Below are 17,315 nucleotides of genomic sequence, written 5' to 3' on the forward strand. Positions count from 1 at the left end.
GCGCCACCGGCGCGTTGCGGCGAAATTGCGTAGCCATTGCGAAGTCCGCGCGGCGCAATCGGTTCGTTCGGCATCCGACACGCACCGATGACTCGCGGTGGATTTCATGGACCAACGACCGAATGGACGGAGAGCATCACGTGAATGGTGACCGGCGCATGCACCTGGCCTGGTTTCTCGGCAATGGGTTCGGGGTCCACGACTGGAACAGCCAATGGCGCGGAACGGCCGCCACGGACTGGATGAACGGCGAGTTCCACGTGGACTTCATCCACGCGCTCGAACGCGCGTGCTTCGACTACCTGATCATCGAGGACTCGGCGTATGTACCCGACGGCTACGAGGAGTCGACGCGGTATTACCTCCAGCACGCCAGGGCGGTTCCCAAGCATGATCCGGCAGTGCTGGCCACGGTCATGCTCACCGCCACCCGGCGCATCGGCGTGGTGCCCACCCTGGCGGTTACCGAGTACCAGCCCTACCTGCTGGCCAGACTCGTTGCGACGCTTGACAATCTGTCCGGCGGCCGAGCCGGGTGGAACATCGTCACCGGCAGCTCGGATCGCGCGGCCCAGAACTACGGCAAGCAGGCCCAGCCCGCGCACGACCTGCGCTACGAAATCGCCCAGGAGATGACCGATGCCGTCTGCGCGCTTTGGTCATCGTGGGACGCCGACGCCGTCGTCGCCGATCTCGAAGCCGAGATGTTCGCCGACCACAGCAAGGTCCGACCGGTGGACTTCAACGGCCGGTTCTTCCAGACCCGCGGGCCGTTGAACACCACGCCGCCGCCCCAGGGTCGGCCCGCGCTGATCCAGGCCGGCGGCTCGAGCGCTGGCCGCGACTTCGCCGCCCGAAATGCCGACAGCATCATCGCGGCGGCGACATCGGTCGAGGAGATGAAGGAGTACCGCGACGACGTCCGTGGCCGGGCCGAGGCAGCGGGACGTGATCCGGACCAGGTCAAGGTGCTATTCCTGTGCACGCCCTACCTGGGCGAGACCCACGCCGAGGCGGTGGATCGCAAGAAGCGGCACGACGACGAGATGTGGGAGAACCCCGAGGCCGGACTGGCCGGCCTTGGCTTCATCACCGACATCGACTTCTCGCCCTATGACGTCGACACACCGCTGCAGGAGCTGGCCGCCACGTTCGAGACCAACGGCCACCAAAGTTCACTGGCGGCCCGGCTGGGCGATCCACGCCGCACCCTTCGAGAGGTGGCGGCGCAAGCTCACGCCGTCGAGCCCGTAGGCACTCCGGCGGAGGTGGCCGACGAGCTGGGGAAAATGGTGGCCGAAGTCGGCGGCGACGGCTTGCTCTTCGTCGCCGGACCGCTGAACCGGCGGGTGGTCGCCGAGATCGCCGACGGTCTAGTGCCCGAGCTGCAGGTCCGCGGGCTGGCCCGGACCAGCTACGACTCGCCGCATCTGCGCGGCAACCTGACGAGCTTTTGAACGCGCCGATATACGCGGTCTCAGGCAGAGCGACGCGCGTTGGCGGAGAAGGCAACTCGGTCGCCGCGCAGCCGCAGCTGGGATAGCGCCCGCGGCTGCCCGTGCTCGTCCTCGATTACGTCCTCGAGCCAGATCAGTGGCGCGCCGCCCTCGACACCGAGCAGCTCGGCGGACTGCTCGTCGGCGGAGACCGCGCTGACGGTGGTGCGGCTACCGCCGATGCGTATCCCGAGTTGCCGCTCGAGGATGAGCAGAACGTCCGGCTCGTCGGTGTTGATGTCGGACTCCTGCCCCTCGCCGAGGGCGATGTAGCAGACCGAAAGCCCCAGCGGGAGACCACCTTCCAAGAGGAGACTCTCGATCATCAGCACCGTCCACCCGGCCGACAGACATAGCCGGTCACGCACCATCGGTGGGCAGCCCAGCAGTTGGGATTCGAGAGTGCGCGCCTGGATCGGGCTGAGTTCGTCGATGGGCAGCAGGAGCGAACCGGTGGCCCGAGTTCCGTTCTTCGGCTCGCGGGTGACGAGGCCCTCGCGAGCGAGCTGCTGCAGCACGGCCCGGACTGTGCTGCGGCTGGCCGACATCGCGTCGGTGAGCTCACCCTCGACGAGGGGCACGCTCCTGCCCATCGCGACGAGGGTCGAGCGGAGCAGGTCGTACGTCCGTCGCGTCGAGTTGTTCAGCCGGTCCGGGCTGTGCCGCTGCCGCTGATAGATCACTTCCGGGCGGTCCCGTCCGTTCGTTGGGAGCCTCGCTCGGCACTCTCCGTACAGTGCTCGTTCGGGTGCTGCCATGGCCCAGCGCTCCTTCAGGACGGTGTCGAGGCCCCCAGACTCTATGGGACCAGTCGATTGTTAACGGATGCGGGCGTTGATGATTCGTCCAAGTTACGCGGCCGCCATCCGCCGTCCCACGAAGTGCGCCAGCCCCGCGCTGCCCAGCAAAGCGACCGCGACCACGGCGAAGACTTCCGCGATCCCGACCTCGGTGCCGAGCACGGCGCATCCGACCGACCCGCCCAGGATCCCGATGCCGGCTGAGATGCGGAACTTCGCCAGGCCGACCGAGGAATCCCCAACCTGGGAAACCACCAGTACCGGCAAGCTGGCGGTGGCCCCGGCCAGGCTGACACCGAACAGCGCGGACGCCACCAGGTACGTCGGCACGCCTGGCATGACAGCAAGCAGGATCGCGCACAACGTCCCCAACACGAGCGAGGCGGTGAGCATGGCGACCACCCCGACGTACCGGATGAGCTGAGAAGCCATCAACAGCACGACGATCTCCACACCGGACATCAGCGCGATCGCCGCCATGATCGTGATCGTCGAGTATTCACGGGCGGCGCCTGCCAGCGGCAGCGCGGTGAAAAGCACGCCGCCACGCAGGAAGTCGCCGCTCATCGCCAGCACGAGAGCGCCGGAGCTGCCGGGTGACTTGACGAAGCGCGGCAGGCCGATCCGCGGGCGCGCCATCCCTGGCGGTGCGGCCAGGCTCGGCAGTACTGCGGCCAAGGCCGCGGCGACCAGCAGTGCCAGCAGGCCCGTGACGACCAACGCGAGCTGATAACCCGCCCGTCCGTCAACGATCCCCGCGACGAGCAGACCACCGGGAGCGCCGACGGCGCCGCCGAACAGGAACGCTGCGTTGAACCGCGCCAACGACCGGGCGAGCTCGTCGGACGGTGCCAGTGATGCGACGGGTGAATTGGCGGCGGTGCTCGGACGGATTCGCACGGCGGCCTGCAACCCGGCGCCGAGCACCACCCCGCCACCGAAGCCCTGCAGGACCCGCGATCCCATCAGTAGGGTGCCGCCGGGAGCCAGGCCCATGCCGATGCACGCCATTCCGAACAGGAACAGTCCGACGGTGAGTGCGGCCCTGGCATCCAGGCCAGGGACGAACCTGGTGCCGAACACGTCCACGACGATCACTCCGATGGACGCACTCAGCATGAAGATGCCGATGTAGGCGCCGCTGTGCGAGAACTCCCGCACGAAAAGAACTTCCAGGGGAGCGGTCAGGCTCATCGTGACCCCGCTGGCCGCCATCAAGGGCAGGAACCACCGCGACCCGCGCCCTTGCAGGACGGAGCTGGACATCAACCAGAAGCCGAGGCGAAGTCGTGCGGAGTGTCGCGGATCGCCAGGCGCACGGTCTCGACGACCTCGAGACCGTAGGCCTCCAGCCCGATCCGCTTGACCGGATTGTTCGTGAGCAGCCGCATGCGTCGCACGCCTAGGTCGCCAAGAATCTGCGCCCCGACGCCGTAGTCGCGCGCATCGACCGTATCCGCTCCGGCGTCCTGCGGGTGGCGCGCATGCAGCTCCTGCATCAACCCGATGCCGTGGCTCTCACGGCCGCGCAGGTACAGCACGACACCGCGCCCCTCCTCGGCAACCATCTGCAGGGCACGTTGCAGACGAGGCCCGCAGTCACAGCGCGCGGACTCGAACACGTTGCCCGTCAGGCATTCTGACTGCACCCGGACGAGCGTCGGCGCAAGACCCTGTCCCGAAACGTCGCCCATCACCAGCGCGATGTGCTCACGACCGTCGAGCACGGAACGGAAGCCGTGCGCGGTGAATACGCCGTGGTGCGTTGGCAGGCGGCTGGAGGCCTTGAACTCCACCAGGCGCTCGGTGCGGCGTCGGTAGGTGATCAGGTCGGACATCGTCACGATGATGAGCCCGCGCTTGGAGGCGAAGTCCCGCAACCGCTCTCCGCGTGCGACCGTCCCGTCGTCGTCCATCACTTCACCGATCACGGCGACCGGCGGCAGCCCGGCCAACCGCGCCATGTCGACGGCCGCCTCGGCGTGCCCGGCCCGACGCAGCACGCCGCCTTCGACGGCGCGCAGCGGGAACACGTGTCCAGGCCGGATCAGGTCGCCCGGCTGAGTATCGGGGCTGGCGAGCAGTGAAATCGTCGTGGCGCGGTCGGCCGCGGAGATGCCACTCGCGATTCCCGTCCGGGCATTCACGGACACCGCATAGCCGGCGCCCTTGGGATCCTCGTTGATGGCGACCATCGGCGGCAGGCGCAGCCGATCGAGCTCACCGGCTGGCATTGGGACGCACAGGATGCCACTCGTGTTCCGCACCATGAACGCCACCCGCTCCGGTGTGGCGTGCGCGGCGGCGAGCACCAGATCGCCGTCGTCCTCCGGGTCCTCGGTGTCGACCACGATCACCATGTGGCCCGCGCGCAGTGCGGCGACGGCGGCGTCGACGGTCGAGTCGATCAGCGACATGCTCAGAACTCGCGCAACGTGTCTCGCAGGTGAGCGTGCGTGTACTCGGTGCGGGCCAAGCCCTTTCGCTGTAGCGCAGGGAACAGCCCGTCGCATATCTCGGTGATGTACTGCTTGCTGACCCGCTGGGTGCTGATCAGGAAGCCGTCGCCGCCGACCTCCGCCATCGCCTCGCCGATCTTGTCGGCGACCTGATCGGGTGTGCCGACCAGCTCGATCGAGTCGGACGTCCCGCCGGCGTCGAGCACCAGCTCGCGCAGCGTCTTGCCGCTGCCCCACTGCGCGAACTTGTCCAGCGATCCCCGCTCCCCGTTGGTCTCGAGCTCGGGCAGCGGCTCGTCGAGCTCGAACTGCGAGAAGTCGATGTCGGTGACCGACGAGATGCTCGCCAGTGACTGCTCGAAGAACGCCGGGTCCTCGGCCGCCGCCTTCTTGCGGGCCCACGCCTCCGCCTCCGTCGTGCCGAGCACCGGGCTAATGACGAACAGCACCTTGATGTCGTCCGGATTGCGGCCTTGCGCCGCGGCCCTGGCGCGGACGTCATCGCGGTAGGCCTTCATCCCCTCCACTCCGTTCGCGACCGCGATGATCGAGTCGGCGTACTTCGCCGCGAACTGGCGCCCCTTCGGTGATCCCCCGGCCTGCACGAAGGTGGGTTGGCCCTGCGGTGAACGCACCGTGTTCAGCGGGCCTCGGGACTTGAAGTACTTGCCCGCGAAGTGAATTGCGTGGACCTTCTTGAAGTCCGCGTACGTGTTGGTCTCCTGGTCGCGGATCACCGCGCCTTCCTCCCAGGAGTTCCAGAGCTGGCAGACGAGGTCGACGTACTCGTCGGCGATGTCGTAGCGCAGGTCGTGCTCGGTGAGCTTGTCCATGCCGAAGTTCTGCGCCGAGCCGTCCTCGCCGGAGGTGACGATGTTCCAGCCGAAGCGGCCCTCGGCGATGCTGTCGAGGGTGGAGGCCAGGCGGGCGAGCAGAAACGGCGGGTAGAAGGTCGTGGACATGGTCGCGACGACGCCCATCTTCGACGTGGCCGAGGCCATGATCGCGGCCAGCGGCGCCGGGTCGTGCTTGGGCGCCATGGTCGCGTACTTCAGGTACACCTCGGAGTTGCCTCCGTAGGCCTCGGACACCATCAGCGTGTCCTCGATCATGATGTAGTCGAAGCAGGCCCTCTCCATCGCCTGGGCCATCTCGATGTAGAACTTCCCGTTCCACGGATTTCCATCGTTGCCGAACGGCGTGTTCCACTCGTTGGCCGTGAAGTTCATGAACCAGCCGAAGTGCAATCGCTTGTCGGCCATCAGAACTCACGCAGGTGGTCGCGAAGCATGGTCGTGGTGTACTCCGAGCGGACGAGGCCGCGCTTCTGCAGCTCCGGGACCAGGCCGTCGGTGATCTCGGTGACGTAGCGGCGATTCAGCCGCATCACCGGACTGGTGATGAGGAAGCCATCGCCACCGACCTCGTCCATCACCGCCCCCATCTCGTCGGCCACCTCGGCGGGGGTGCCAACAAAGGGGACGTTGCCGGAAAGTCCACTGCCGGTGACGATCTCGCGCAGCGTCTTACCCTTGCCGCGGGCCAGGAAGCTCTCGAGGGCACCGCGCTCGCCGTTGGTCGACACGTCCGACGGCACCGGCTCGTCGAGATCGAACTGGGCGAAGTCGATCTCGGTGATTGAGGAGATCTCGGCCAGCATGTACTCGATGTAGAGCGGGTCGTTGAACCACCGTTCCTGCTTGGCCAACGCCTCCTCGTGCGTGTCGGCGACGATCGGGGTGACCAAGTAGAGCAGCTTGCAGTGCGCGGGATCGCGGCCGTTGGCCTTCATCCTGGCGTGGATGTCATCGCGGTAGGCCTTCATCGCCTCGACGCCGTTGGCGGGCGCGACGATCGTGTCGGCGTGTTGGGCGGCCAGCTCACGCCCCGGGGGCGAGGCGCCGGCTTGGGCGATCGTCGGGCGGTACTGCGGTGACGGCGCGGTGTTCAGCGGACCTCGGGACTTGTAGTACTTGCCCTCGAAGTCGATCGTGTGCACCTTCTTGTAGTTGGCGTACGTCCCGGTCATGTAGTCGCGTTCGATGGCGTCCGGTTCCCACGACTCCCACAGCTTGCTGACGACTTCCAGGTACTCGCTCGCCATCGCGTAGCGCTCGTCGTGTTCGTAGAGCTTGTCCATGCCGAAGTTCTGCGCCGAGCGGTCCTCGCCGGAGGTGACGACGTTCCAGCCGAAGCGGCCGCGGGCGATGTGGTCGATGGTGCTGCACAGCCGCGCAAGGAGGAACGGTGGGTAGAAGCTGGTCGACATCGTCGGGACGACGCCGAGCCGGGACGTGGCGGCGGCCATCAGTACGGCCAGCGGAACGGGGTCGTGCTTGGGGTTCACGCCGTGCTTGAGGTCGTGCTCCATCGTGCCGCCGTAGGCGGTCGACACCATCAGCTTGTCCTCGATCAGGACGTAGTCGAACTTGGCGCGCTCGAGATCCTTTGCCATTTCGACGTAGAAGTCGCCGGTGAAGTCACGCCCGCCGTCGCCCCAGTTTCCGTTCCACTCGTCGGCGACGAAGTTCAGGAACCACCCCAGGTGGAACATGTCGGTCATGACGTCAAGACAACTGGGAAGCCGTTACTGCTAGGTGTCCTCGCGGTACCACCGAGATTGCGCTGAGCCCGGCCCAATGGTGGAGGCTCGCCGAAAGTACGGTTCTTTGCGGCCCTACTCGGGCGATCTGTACAACAACCGTATGTTCGAGGGTCGCTTAGCTGTTGGTGTTGAGCGTTAGCTCCATGAGCTTGATCGCCATGCCACACGCGTCGACGCCCGGCTGCTGCGGGTTCACCCACCAGCCGACTACGCCCGCCGCGTCACTGGCCACTCCGCACGCGCCGTTCGCGTCGGTGGTCTTCAGCACGATCGAGTCGACGCCGTTGATCCGGCGGCTTTCGATCTGGTAGTTCAGCGACTGCGCCACCTTGCGTTCGTTGTCCAGGCTGCCCTGCTCGAACCAGAACCGGGTGATGTCAATCAGTCCCGACGTCTGGTTCAGCGCCTGCCAGCGGCAGATCGCGCCGACGAACGTGCTCTGGATGTCGAGCGGGTCCGCCCCGACGGTCTCGGCGAGGATGTCGGTGGTCAGGACGTCGCACTCCTTGAGCAGGTTCGGGTACTTCTTCTCCGAGTCGTCGTTGCGCGGCACGTCACCGGCGCCGGCCTTGGTGGCCGTGCCCTCCACGGTGCGTCCACATCCCACGGTGAACGTGGCGGCCGCGAGCACCGCCATCACGCCCGCCAGCACCCGGCGACCGGTCGTGGCGCTCACTTCGCGTTCACGATCGACTGGCGGGTGAGTTCCTTGACGACCTCGCAGGCGTCGGGGAACGGCTTCTGGTCGAAACTGACCGACCACTCGATGAAGTCGTCGTCGAATTGAATGCCGACCTCGCACAGGCTGATGCCGAGATTGGTCGCGGGGCTGGTGTCGTCGCTGTAGGCGATGAATCCGTCGTGGCCCTCGACGTTGATGTCCTCCACGCTGGTCCGCGTCAACTCCTCGGTCTTGCGCTCGCGCCCGATGGGGCTGCCGCGGTACCAAGAGAAGGAGAAGTGCGGCCCGGTGATCTGCCCGCCGGCCAGCCACTGGCATCCGACCGAGTTCTTCGCCGTGTTGACCAACCCGGTGACGCGCGTCTGCTTGGCGACCTCTTCATCACTGACGCCACCGCACTCGGGAAAGGACGGGCCGTGCTTGGCCGCTCCTGCCGGGGCCGGGCCTCCGGTCTGGGGAACGTCGGGTCCCGTCGAGTCACCCGAACCCGAGCACGCGGCCAGCAACGGGATCATCGCCGCGGCCGCTGCGACCAGCACCTTCGCATTGGGCCTGTTGATCAGGCGGCCACGTCGTCCACTCACGCCCGCAACTGTAGCGGCAGCCCGGAACGATACGCACCGACATGCCGATTGACCTGGCGTTTTCGCTCCACACGCGGGGTCGCGGCCGAACACGATCCGGCCAGCAACGTATGCGACAGTTACGAGATGCTCTGGGCACTGCTGCGCACACACGTGCGGCCGTACCGGAACTTGCTCGGCATCGTCGCGGTGCTCCAGGTGATCAGCACGCTGGCGTCGCTGTACCTGCCGACGATCAACGCGGCCATCATCGACGACGGCGTCGCCAAGGGTGACAGCGGCAGAATCACTGAACTCGGCGGCATGATGCTGGCGGTCACCGCGGGCCAGGTGGTGTGCGCCGTCGGCGCGGTGTACTTCGGCTCGCGGGCGGGCATGGGGTTCGGCCGCGACCTGCGCTCGGCGATCTTTCACCACGTGACCGGACTGTCTGCCGAGGAGACGGCCCGATTCGGGGCGCCCACGCTGCTCACCCGCACCACCAACGACGTTCAGCAGATCCAACTGCTGGTGCAGATGACGTGCACCATGTTGATCACCGCGCCCATCATGAGCGTCGGCGGCATCGCGATGGCGATCCACCAGGACGCCGGACTGTCGTGGTTGTTGCTCGTCAGCGTGCCGGTGCTGGCGCTCGGCAACTATTGGATCGTGTCGCATCTGCTGCCACTGTTCCGCACCATGCAGCGACTGATCGACGGCATCAACCGCGTGATGCGCGAACAGCTTTCGGGCATCCGGGTCATCCGGGCCTTCGCGCGGGAGCCGTTCGAACGGGCTCGCTTCGGCGCCGCCAGCCAGGAGCTGTCCGACACCGCGCTGACGGTAGGCCGTTGGCAGGCGCTGATGCTGCCGGTCACGACGCTCGTGATCAACGTGTCCAGCGTGGCGTTGATCTGGTTCGGCGGCCAGCGGATCGACGACGGCCGGATGCAGGTCGGCTCGCTGATCGCGTTCTTGAGCTACTTCATGCAAATCCTGATGGCGGTGCTGCTGGCGACCATCATCCTGGTGATCCTGCCGCGGGCGTCGGTGTGCGCCGAACGCATCACAGCGGTGCTGGACACCTCCCCCGCGATCGCCAGTCCCGAGCATCCCGTCCGGGCCGACTCAGTCCGCGGCGAGCTGGTGCTGGACGACGCCACGTTCTGCTACCCCGGCGCTGATCGCCCAGTGCTGCAAGGTGTCTCGTTGACTGCGCGACCGGGTACCACCACCGCGGTGGTCGGGTCGACGGGCTCGGGCAAGTCGACGCTGATCTCCCTCATCTGCCGGCTGTTCGACGTCACCGACGGCGCGGTGCGCATCGACGGCGTCGACGTCCGCGACTACGACCTCGAACGGCTGTGGGCGACCATCGGGCTGGTGCCGCAGCGCGGCTACCTGTTCTCGGGGACGATCGCCGAGAACCTCCGCTTCGGCAAGGCCGACGCCAGCGCCGACGAGATGTGGGACGCATTGCGGGTAGCGGCCGCAGACGGTTTCGTCTCCGCGCACCCCGACGGGCTGGACATGCGGGTGGCGCAGGGCGGCAACAACTTCTCGGGCGGGCAGCGCCAACGCCTGGCCATCGCGCGCGCCGTCATCCGACGGCCCGCCATCTACCTGTTCGACGACGCATTCTCAGCGCTCGACGTGCACACCGACGCCAAGGTGCGTGCGGCGCTGCGCGAGGTGTCGGCGATGGCCACGGTACTCGTCGTCTCGCAACGTATTTCGACGGTTGTCGAGGCGGATCAGGTGATCGTCATCGATGACGGCGTCGTGGTCGGGGTCGGCACGCACGAGTCGCTACTGGCCGACTGCCCCATCTACGCCGAGTTCGCCGATTCCCAGTCGGTCGGCGCGCGGGACGCGCGATGAGCGGCCCGATGAACCGTCCGATCGGCGTGACCGAACCGCCGGCCACGCGATCACGCGACTTTCGCGGTACGGCGGTGCGCCTGGTGAAACGACTTACCCCGCAGCGCACCCTGACCGCGACGGTGCTGCTGCTGGGCATCGGCGGCATCGCCATCGGGGTGATCGGACCGCGGGTGCTCGGCCACGCGACCGATCTGTTGTTCAACGGCGTGATCGGGCGCGAACTGCCCGCCGGGCTCACCAAGGAGCAGGCGATCGATGCTGCACGGGCGCGCGGCGACGACAGCTTCGCCGACCTACTGTCCGGCATGAACGTCATCCCCGGGCATGGCGTCGACTTCACCGCCATCGGCCGCACCCTGCTGCTGGCCTTGGGGCTGTATCTCGTTGCAGCACTCCTGATCTGGCTGCAGGCTCGGCTACTCAACGTCGCGGTACAACGCACGATGGTGGCACTGCGCGCCGACGTCGAGGACAAGGTTCACCGACTTCCGTTGTCGTACTTCGACACTCGGCAACGCGGCGAGGTGCTCAGCCGCGTCACCAACGACATCGACAACGTCCAGACGTCACTGACGATGACGATCAGCCAGCTGTTGACGTCGCTGCTGACCATCGTCGCGGTGTTGGTGATGATGGTGGTCATCTCGCCGTTGCTGGCGCTGCTCACCGTGCTGACGGTGCCGTTGTCGCTGCTGGCGACGCGCACGATCGCGCGCCGCTCGCAAGGGTTGTTCGTCGCGCAGTGGCGCAACACCGGTCGGCTCAACGCCCACATCGAGGAGACCTACAGCGGCTTCACCGTGGTGAAGACCTTCGGGCATCGGGCGATGGCGGAGGAGCAGTTCCGCGAGCTCAACTCCGATGTCTATCAGGCCAGCTTCGGCGCGCAGTTCCTGTCGGGGCTGGTGTCGCCCGCGACGACGTTCATCGGCAACGTCAGCTACGTCGCCGTCGCAGTGGTCGGCGGCATCCAGGTTGCAACGGGCCAGCTCACGCTGGGCAGCATTCAGGCGTTCATCCAGTACGTCCGCCAGTTCAATCAACCGCTCACCCAGGTGGCGGCGATGTACAACACGATGCAGTCGGGGATCGCCAGCGCCGAAAGGGTATTCGACCTGCTCGACGCCGACGAGCAGATTCCCGACCCGCCGACGCCTGCCGCGTCCGACCATCCGTTCGCCGGACGCGTCGAGTTCGAGCACGTCGACTTCGCCTACCGGCCCGGCACGCCCGTCATCGAGGACCTGTCGTTCGTCGCCGAGCCCGGAAGCACCGTGGCGATCGTCGGGGCGACTGGCGCTGGCAAGACCACCCTGGTCAATCTGCTGATGCGCTTCTACGAGGTGGACTCGGGCCGAATATTGATCGACGGCGTCGACGTCGCGAACATGACGCGCCACCAGCTGCGTTCGCGGATCGGCATGGTGCTGCAGGACACCTGGCTCTTCGGCGGCACCATCTACGACAACATCGCCTACGGAAGGCCCGACGCGACCGAGGACGAGGTGATCGAGGCCGCGACCGCCGCCCACGTCGACAGGTTCGTCCACACGCTGCCGAACGGATACCAGACCTGGGTCAACGACGACGGGGGCAACGTCAGCGCCGGCGAGAAGCAGCTGATCACGATTGCCCGAGCGATCCTCGCCCAGCCGCGGCTGCTGATCCTCGACGAGGCCACCAGTTCGGTGGACACCCGCACCGAACTGCTGATTCAGCTCGCAACGGCCGAACTGCGGCGCGACCGAACCAGTTTCATCATCGCCCACCGCCTTTCGACGATCCGCGACGCCGACACGATCCTCGTGATGGACGCCGGGCAGATCGTCGAGCGCGGCACCCACGCCGAACTGCTCGCCCGCCGCGGCGAGTACTGGTCCATGATCCAGGTCTAACCCCAGCGATTTCGGCGCGCTTTTGGCCCATTTTCGACCGAAAACCGCACCGAAATCGCAAGGGGGCTAGAGGTTGGGGCCCTCGGTGCGGAGGTCGTCGACCGTCGACATCGCCTCGCGCAGCTTGCCCAGCCACTCGTCGGCGTGCTCGCCGACCAACCGGACCGACCACGCCAGCGCGTCCGAACGCGAGCGCGCGACGCCCGCGTCGACGAGGGTGTCGAGCACCTGGCGCTCGGGCTGCTTGAGCCGCGTCATCACCGGAACGGCGATGTGGGTGAACAGGATCCGTTCATATCCAGCGGATCCAACCGCCCCGATTTCTATGCCCCAGGCGACCTTGCGGCCGTAGCGCGCCTCGGCCTCGTCGGCGATGTGCATGCGCTCCGAGCGGGTCTCTTCGCGGAAGCGTGCGGCGCGGCCCGAGGCGCGGGCTTCGCTCTCGTCGTCGCCGTCGGGTTCGGGCAGTCGCCCGATGACGGTGAGCTCCTCGCGGTCGACGACGACGGTCGGGTCGCCGGTGAACCACCCTTCGGGCAGCCGACCTGCGATCCAGTCCGGCGCGGTGCCCGCGTCGGGTTGCTGTGCTTGTTGCCAGCCGCCGGAGCGGCCGCGGTGATGATGGGTTCTCATGATTACATGATTACACCGTTACAACCGCAAAAGAGCAGAGTTCGCCACGGGTGAACGTAGGCGCCCGCCCTACCTCTGCTTGAGCCCCCGGTACACCAGCGCGCCGCCGCCGAGCACCAGCGCGACGAACGCCAGCGTCGCCCACGCGGCACTGCCGGTGAGGAGCCAGATGGCGCCCACGGCCACCAGCGCTGGCGTCGCGAGGAAGAGCACCATGCCCGGATGCTGCTTGATGACCGCGAGCGCGCTCTTGGCCCGCACCGGGTCGATTTCCTTTGCCATCCACCCAGGATGCCAGTTTCGGGCAGCTCTGGCCGGAGCTCACCTGCGAATTCATCGGATTGCCATAGGGTTCCTGTGAGACGACGTGCTATCAACCCGAGGAGCGAACGGTGAGTGGACCTGGACAGGGCAGCTGGCAACCCGACCCCGAGGGCCGGTTCGAACACCGGTGGTGGGACGGCAGACAGTGGACGGACCAGGTGTCCCACCAAGGCCGGACCGGCACCGCACCCATGGGTGGCGCACCTCCACAAGCACAGGCTCAGGGCGGCCCGCCACCGCAGGCGGCGGCCGTCGGGCAACCCGCCGGTGACGGCTTCTCGGGCATCACCGGCGACCTCGTCGACGGGCGGTTCAGCGAGAAGGAAGCCAAGCCGATTGCCAATCAGAACTCCAAGCTGCTACGCGTGCGGCTCGGTGAACCGTTCATGGCCCGACAGGGCGCGATGGTCGCCTATCAGGGCAACGTGGACTTCGCCTACGAGGGCGGCGGCGCCGGCAAGTTTCTCAAGAAGGCACTCACGGGTGAGGGCCTTCCGCTGATGCGCTGTCAGGGTCAGGGTGACGTGTTCCTCGCCGAGGCGGCCCACGACGTGCACCTGCTCAACCTCAACAACACCGGCCTGTCGATCAGCGGCAAGAACGTGCTCGCCTTCTCGCAGAGCCTCGACTGGAACATCGAACGCGTGAAGGGCGGCAGCATCGCGACCGGAGGGCTCTTCAACACGACCCTGCGGGGCAGCGGGTGGGTGGCGCTGACCACCGACGGTCCGCCGGTGGTGCTCAACGCCGCCGAGGCCCCGACGTTCGCCGACACCAACGCGGTGGTCGCGTGGTCGGCGGGCCTGCAGACCCAGTTGAAGACGAGCTTCAAGGCGGGCGCGCTGATCGGGCGCGGTTCGGGCGAAGCACTTCAGGTGTCGTTCCACGGCCAGGGCTTCGTCATCGTCCAACCGTCGGAGGGCATCCAGATCGCGACGGCGCAGTAGCGCCGAGAGGTAGCCCCCTACCCATACCCCCCATGGGTATATACTCGACCACATGAGCAAGGTCTTCGAAGTACGCGGGATGAGTTGCGGGCACTGTGTCGCGGCCATTACGTCCGCCGTGTCGGCGCTGCCCGGTGTCACCGGCGTCGACGTCGACCTGGCCGACGGTGCCGTCCACGTCTCCGGCACCGCGGATGACGCCGCCGTCGCGGCCGCGATCGAGGACGCGGGGTACGACGTCGCCCTCTCGGCGTGAGCACGAACACCGTCACCCTCGCCATCGATGGCATGACGTGCGCGTCGTGCGCCGGGCGGATCGAGAAGCGGCTCAACCGGATCGAGGGCGTGCACGCCAGCGTGAACTTCGCGACCGAACAGGCCTCCATCGAGGCGCCGCCGAACGTCGACACCGCCGAGTTGGTGGCGGCCATCGAAGCCACCGGCTACGGCGCAACGCTGAAGCCCGTCGAGCGACCGGCCGAGGAGCAGTACCTGCGGCGACTGGTGGTGTCCGCCGTATTGAGCGTGCCTGTGCTTGCGCTGTCGATGGTGCCCGCGCTGCAGTTCTCCGGCTGGCCGTGGCTGGCACTCGCGTTGACGACGCCCGTGGTGCTGTGGGGGGCGTGGCCGTTCCACCGCGCGACGGCGACGAACCTGCGGCACGGCGCGGCCACCATGGACACGCTGATCTCGGTCGGCGTGCTGGCGGCCTACACGTGGTCGGTGTGGGAGCTGGTGGCCGGCTCGCATCATCAGCTGTACCTCGAGGTCGCGGCCGTCGTCACCACGTTCGTGTTGGCGGGTCGCTACCTCGAAGCCCGGGCCAAGAAGCAGTCCGGTGCTGCGCTTCGCGCGCTGCTCGACATGGGCGCCAAGGACGTCGCCGTCGTTCGCGACGGCATCGAAAGCCGCATTCCGATAGGCGAACTCGCGGTCGGTGACGTCTTCGTCGTCCGGCCCGGGGAGAAGGTGGCGACCGACGGCGTCGTCACGGCGGGCACGTCGGCGGTCGACGCAGCGATGTTGACCGGCGAATCGGTGCCGGTCGAGGTCGGGCCGGACGACGAGGTGGTCGGGGCCACCGTCAACGCGGGCGGCATGTTGCACGTGCGGGCGACGCGGGTGGGCGCGGATACGCAGCTGGCTCAGATGGCGCGCTTGGTCTCCGAGGCGCAAAGCGGCAAGGCCGCGGTGCAACGGTTGGCGGACCGGGTGTCGGCGGTGTTCGTCCCGGTCGTCATCGGATTGGCGCTGCTGACGTTGGCGGGCTGGCTGCTCGCCGGCGGTTCGGCGAACGCGGCGTTCACGGCCGCCGTCGCGGTGCTCATCATCGCCTGCCCTTGCGCGCTGGGACTGGCGACGCCCACGGCGCTGTTGGTCGGTACCGGGCGCGGCGCGCAACTCGGGATCCTGATCAAGGGCCCGGAGGTGCTCGAGTCCACCCGCCGCGTCGACACCGTGGTGCTGGACAAGACCGGCACGGTGACGACGGGACGCATGAGCGTGGTCGACGTCCACGGTGACGCCGATCTGCTGCCGCTGGCGGCCGCCCTCGAGCATGCCTCGGAGCATCCGATCGCGCGGGCGATCGCCGCGACGGTCGACGACCTTGCGCCGGTCGCCGACTTCGTCAATCACGGCGGCAGGGGCGTCACGGGATCGGTGGCAGGCAGAAGTGTTGCCGTTGGCCGCATTTCGTGGCTGCGCGACGAACTGGGGCTTTCGGTGCCCGACGAACTAAGTGCCGCCGCCGCCGACGCCGAGGCGCGCGGCCAGACTCCGGTTTGGGTGGCGGTCGACGGGGCACTGCGCGTCGTGGTCGTCGTCGCGGATACCGTGAAGGAGTCCGCGGCAGAAGCGATTTCGGACTTGCGCGCCCTCGGGTTGACGCCCGTGCTGCTCACTGGAGACAACGCCCGCGCCGCCGCGTCCGTGGCGGCTGAGGTAGGCATCGAGCAGGTGATCGCGGAGGTGCTGCCCGCCGACAAGGTCGACCACGTCAAGGCATTGCAGGCCGACGGCAAGGTGGTCGCGATGGTTGGCGACGGCGTCAACGATGCCGCAGCGTTGGCCCAGGCCGACCTCGGGCTCGCGATGGGCACCGGCACCGACGTCGCAATCGAGGCATCGGACCTCACCCTCGTCACCGGTGACCTACGCGCCGTCCCCGACGCGATCCGGTTGTCCCGCGCCACGTTGCGGACCATCAAGGGCAATCTGTTCTGGGCCTTCGCCTACAACGTTGCGGCCATCCCGTTGGCCGCGCTTGGATTGCTGAATCCCATGATCGCCGGGGCCGCAATGGCGTTCAGTTCCGTGTTCGTCGTGACGAACAGCCTGCGGCTGCGGCGGTTCAACCCGTCGCGCTAGCGGACGCGTTCACCACTCCTTGAGGACGCGCAGCTTGTTCGACTTCGTGATGGCATCGCGTCTGAGCAGCTTCAACTGCGAGTAGAACGCATTGCGCTTGTTGCTGTCCTGACCGTTGAGCGGCAGGTCCAGCGTCGCGATCAACTTGTCCTCGATCAGCCACGGCTCGGGGTGAACCAGCCACGACACGAGCACATGCTCCGCCATCCACTGGCTGAGCAGTGCCTCGCCGCCGGCGAACGTGCGTCGCTCCCCCGAACCGATGCGGCGAAGTTGGATGCCGAGCTCGTCGGCGAGGAGTACGCCCAGCGTCTTGCGCAGCGTCGAACCCTCAGCGTCCCCATTGCCTCCGCCGAAGTGATACCGGATGCGCTTGCGCAGGTCTTGGGCGCTGCGCCGCCTCCCGTCGGCGGGTGGCCGAGTCGGGCTGACGCCCACGTAGAGCAAGGTCAGTCCGTCGCGTCGTTCGCACCCCGATACGTCGACTTCCGCGGGCAGGGTACGAAACCACCATCCTTGGACACCGGGCTCACTGGGCACCGGACACGGATCGGCGAACACTTCCTCACGCGTAAATGGCCGAGCGGCAAGAAATTCCGCGGGGCGGTCTGCGCCTCGAGACATGCGCCCTCCATTGGTCGTGACGAATCACTC

The 17,315-nt window shown here is 67.3% G+C and carries 16 protein-coding genes; 6 read left to right on the forward strand and 10 right to left on the reverse strand.

The annotated features are described in order from the left end of the window. Positions 1-140 precede the first annotated feature (140 nt). Positions 141-1,457, forward strand: coding sequence for an NtaA/DmoA family FMN-dependent monooxygenase (locus tag SLQ33_RS27805; protein ID WP_319457140.1), 1,317 nt, complete (start codon positions 141-143; stop codon positions 1,455-1,457). Between the two features lie 20 nt (positions 1,458-1,477). Here the strand turns inward: SLQ33_RS27805 and SLQ33_RS27810 are convergent, their stop codons facing one another. The 7 genes from SLQ33_RS27810 to SLQ33_RS27840 form a co-directional block, all read right to left on the reverse strand. Then, positions 1,478-2,254 carry a GntR family transcriptional regulator gene (locus tag SLQ33_RS27810; RefSeq protein WP_319457141.1) on the reverse strand — a complete coding sequence of 259 codons (777 nt, stop codon included), beginning with the start codon at positions 2,252-2,254 and terminating at the stop codon, positions 1,478-1,480. A 93-nt stretch (positions 2,255-2,347) separates the two neighbouring features. Then, positions 2,348-3,562 (reverse strand): MFS transporter, encoded by a 1,215-nt coding sequence (locus SLQ33_RS27815; protein WP_319457142.1) that lies wholly within the window; start codon positions 3,560-3,562, stop codon positions 2,348-2,350. After that, positions 3,562-4,713: a 3,4-dihydroxy-2-butanone-4-phosphate synthase gene (gene ribB / locus SLQ33_RS27820; protein WP_319457143.1), complete on the reverse strand. Its 1,152-nt coding sequence runs from the start codon at positions 4,711-4,713 to the stop codon at positions 3,562-3,564. The genes SLQ33_RS27815 and ribB overlap by 1 nt, the downstream gene beginning before the upstream one ends. Before the next feature lie 2 nt (positions 4,714-4,715). Further along, positions 4,716-6,017: an NtaA/DmoA family FMN-dependent monooxygenase gene (locus tag SLQ33_RS27825; RefSeq protein ID WP_319457144.1), complete on the reverse strand. Its 1,302-nt coding sequence runs from the start codon at positions 6,015-6,017 to the stop codon at positions 4,716-4,718. Next, a complete protein-coding gene (locus SLQ33_RS27830) occupies positions 6,017-7,318 on the reverse strand; it encodes an NtaA/DmoA family FMN-dependent monooxygenase (protein WP_319457145.1) in 1,302 nt (433 codons plus the stop codon). Before SLQ33_RS27830 ends, SLQ33_RS27825 begins: the two co-directional genes overlap by 1 nt. 157 nt (positions 7,319-7,475) lie before the next feature. After that, positions 7,476-7,997 carry a DUF3558 domain-containing protein gene (locus SLQ33_RS27835; RefSeq protein WP_319457304.1) on the reverse strand — a complete coding sequence of 174 codons (522 nt, stop codon included), beginning with the start codon at positions 7,995-7,997 and terminating at the stop codon, positions 7,476-7,478. 35 nt (positions 7,998-8,032) lie between these two features. Beyond that, positions 8,033-8,557, reverse strand: coding sequence for a DUF3558 domain-containing protein (locus tag SLQ33_RS27840; RefSeq protein WP_319457305.1), 525 nt, complete (start codon positions 8,555-8,557; stop codon positions 8,033-8,035). A 195-nt stretch (positions 8,558-8,752) separates the two neighbouring features. Here SLQ33_RS27840 and SLQ33_RS27845 point away from each other — a divergent pair, with 195 nt between their 5' ends. Both SLQ33_RS27845 and SLQ33_RS27850 read left to right on the forward strand, forming a co-directional pair. Next, positions 8,753-10,489: an ABC transporter ATP-binding protein gene (locus SLQ33_RS27845; RefSeq protein ID WP_319457146.1), complete on the forward strand. Its 1,737-nt coding sequence runs from the start codon at positions 8,753-8,755 to the stop codon at positions 10,487-10,489. Continuing rightward, complete coding sequence (locus SLQ33_RS27850; protein WP_319457147.1) at positions 10,486-12,387, forward strand: ABC transporter ATP-binding protein; 1,902 nt, start codon at positions 10,486-10,488, stop codon at positions 12,385-12,387. The genes SLQ33_RS27845 and SLQ33_RS27850 overlap by 4 nt, the downstream gene beginning before the upstream one ends. Before the next feature lie 66 nt (positions 12,388-12,453). Here SLQ33_RS27850 and SLQ33_RS27855 read toward each other — a convergent pair whose 3' ends face one another. After that, positions 12,454-13,020: a hypothetical protein gene (locus SLQ33_RS27855; RefSeq protein WP_319457148.1), complete on the reverse strand. Its 567-nt coding sequence runs from the start codon at positions 13,018-13,020 to the stop codon at positions 12,454-12,456. A gap of 69 nt (positions 13,021-13,089) precedes the next feature. Further along, positions 13,090-13,302, reverse strand: coding sequence for a hypothetical protein (locus tag SLQ33_RS27860; protein ID WP_319457149.1), 213 nt, complete (start codon positions 13,300-13,302; stop codon positions 13,090-13,092). Between the two features lie 110 nt (positions 13,303-13,412). Here SLQ33_RS27860 and SLQ33_RS27865 point away from each other — a divergent pair, with 110 nt between their 5' ends. From SLQ33_RS27865 to SLQ33_RS27875, 3 genes are read left to right on the forward strand one after another with little or no spacing between them, the layout of a single operon-like run. After that, complete coding sequence (locus tag SLQ33_RS27865; RefSeq protein WP_319457150.1) at positions 13,413-14,291, forward strand: AIM24 family protein; 879 nt, start codon at positions 13,413-13,415, stop codon at positions 14,289-14,291. A gap of 52 nt (positions 14,292-14,343) precedes the next feature. Then, complete coding sequence (locus SLQ33_RS27870) at positions 14,344-14,547, forward strand: cation transporter (RefSeq protein ID WP_319457151.1); 204 nt, start codon at positions 14,344-14,346, stop codon at positions 14,545-14,547. Further along, entirely contained in the window at positions 14,544-16,661 is a 2,118-nt protein-coding gene (locus SLQ33_RS27875) for a heavy metal translocating P-type ATPase (RefSeq protein ID WP_319457152.1), read from the forward strand. The genes SLQ33_RS27870 and SLQ33_RS27875 overlap by 4 nt, the downstream gene beginning before the upstream one ends. Positions 16,662-16,670: 9 nt before the next feature. Here the strand turns inward: SLQ33_RS27875 and SLQ33_RS27880 are convergent, their stop codons facing one another. After that, positions 16,671-17,285, reverse strand: a complete 615-nt coding sequence (locus tag SLQ33_RS27880; protein ID WP_319457153.1) for a GIY-YIG nuclease family protein — start codon at positions 17,283-17,285, stop codon at positions 16,671-16,673. Positions 17,286-17,315: the final 30 nt, after the last annotated feature.

The organism is Mycobacterium sp. RTGN6 (genome assembly GCF_033804605.1).
Classification (GTDB): domain Bacteria; phylum Actinomycetota; class Actinomycetes; order Mycobacteriales; family Mycobacteriaceae; genus Mycobacterium.

Coding starts and splice junctions, on each gene's coding strand:
- SLQ33_RS27845 (WP_319457146.1), top strand. CDS start 8,753: ATGCTCTGGGCACTGCTGCGCACACACGTGCGGCCGTACCGGAACTTG.
- SLQ33_RS27860 (WP_319457149.1), bottom strand. CDS start 13,302: ATGGCAAAGGAAATCGACCCGGTGCGGGCCAAGAGCGCGCTCGCGGTC.
- SLQ33_RS27850 (WP_319457147.1), top strand. CDS start 10,486: ATGAGCGGCCCGATGAACCGTCCGATCGGCGTGACCGAACCGCCGGCC.
- SLQ33_RS27815 (WP_319457142.1), bottom strand. CDS start 3,562: ATGTCCAGCTCCGTCCTGCAAGGGCGCGGGTCGCGGTGGTTCCTGCCC.
- SLQ33_RS27840 (WP_319457305.1), bottom strand. CDS start 8,557: ATGATCCCGTTGCTGGCCGCGTGCTCGGGTTCGGGTGACTCGACGGGA.
- ribB (WP_319457143.1), bottom strand. CDS start 4,713: ATGTCGCTGATCGACTCGACCGTCGACGCCGCCGTCGCCGCACTGCGC.
- SLQ33_RS27810 (WP_319457141.1), bottom strand. CDS start 2,254: ATGGCAGCACCCGAACGAGCACTGTACGGAGAGTGCCGAGCGAGGCTC.
- SLQ33_RS27835 (WP_319457304.1), bottom strand. CDS start 7,997: ATGGCGGTGCTCGCGGCCGCCACGTTCACCGTGGGATGTGGACGCACC.
- SLQ33_RS27830 (WP_319457145.1), bottom strand. CDS start 7,318: ATGACCGACATGTTCCACCTGGGGTGGTTCCTGAACTTCGTCGCCGAC.
- SLQ33_RS27870 (WP_319457151.1), top strand. CDS start 14,344: ATGAGCAAGGTCTTCGAAGTACGCGGGATGAGTTGCGGGCACTGTGTC.
- SLQ33_RS27880 (WP_319457153.1), bottom strand. CDS start 17,285: ATGTCTCGAGGCGCAGACCGCCCCGCGGAATTTCTTGCCGCTCGGCCA.
- SLQ33_RS27855 (WP_319457148.1), bottom strand. CDS start 13,020: ATGAGAACCCATCATCACCGCGGCCGCTCCGGCGGCTGGCAACAAGCA.
- SLQ33_RS27825 (WP_319457144.1), bottom strand. CDS start 6,017: ATGGCCGACAAGCGATTGCACTTCGGCTGGTTCATGAACTTCACGGCC.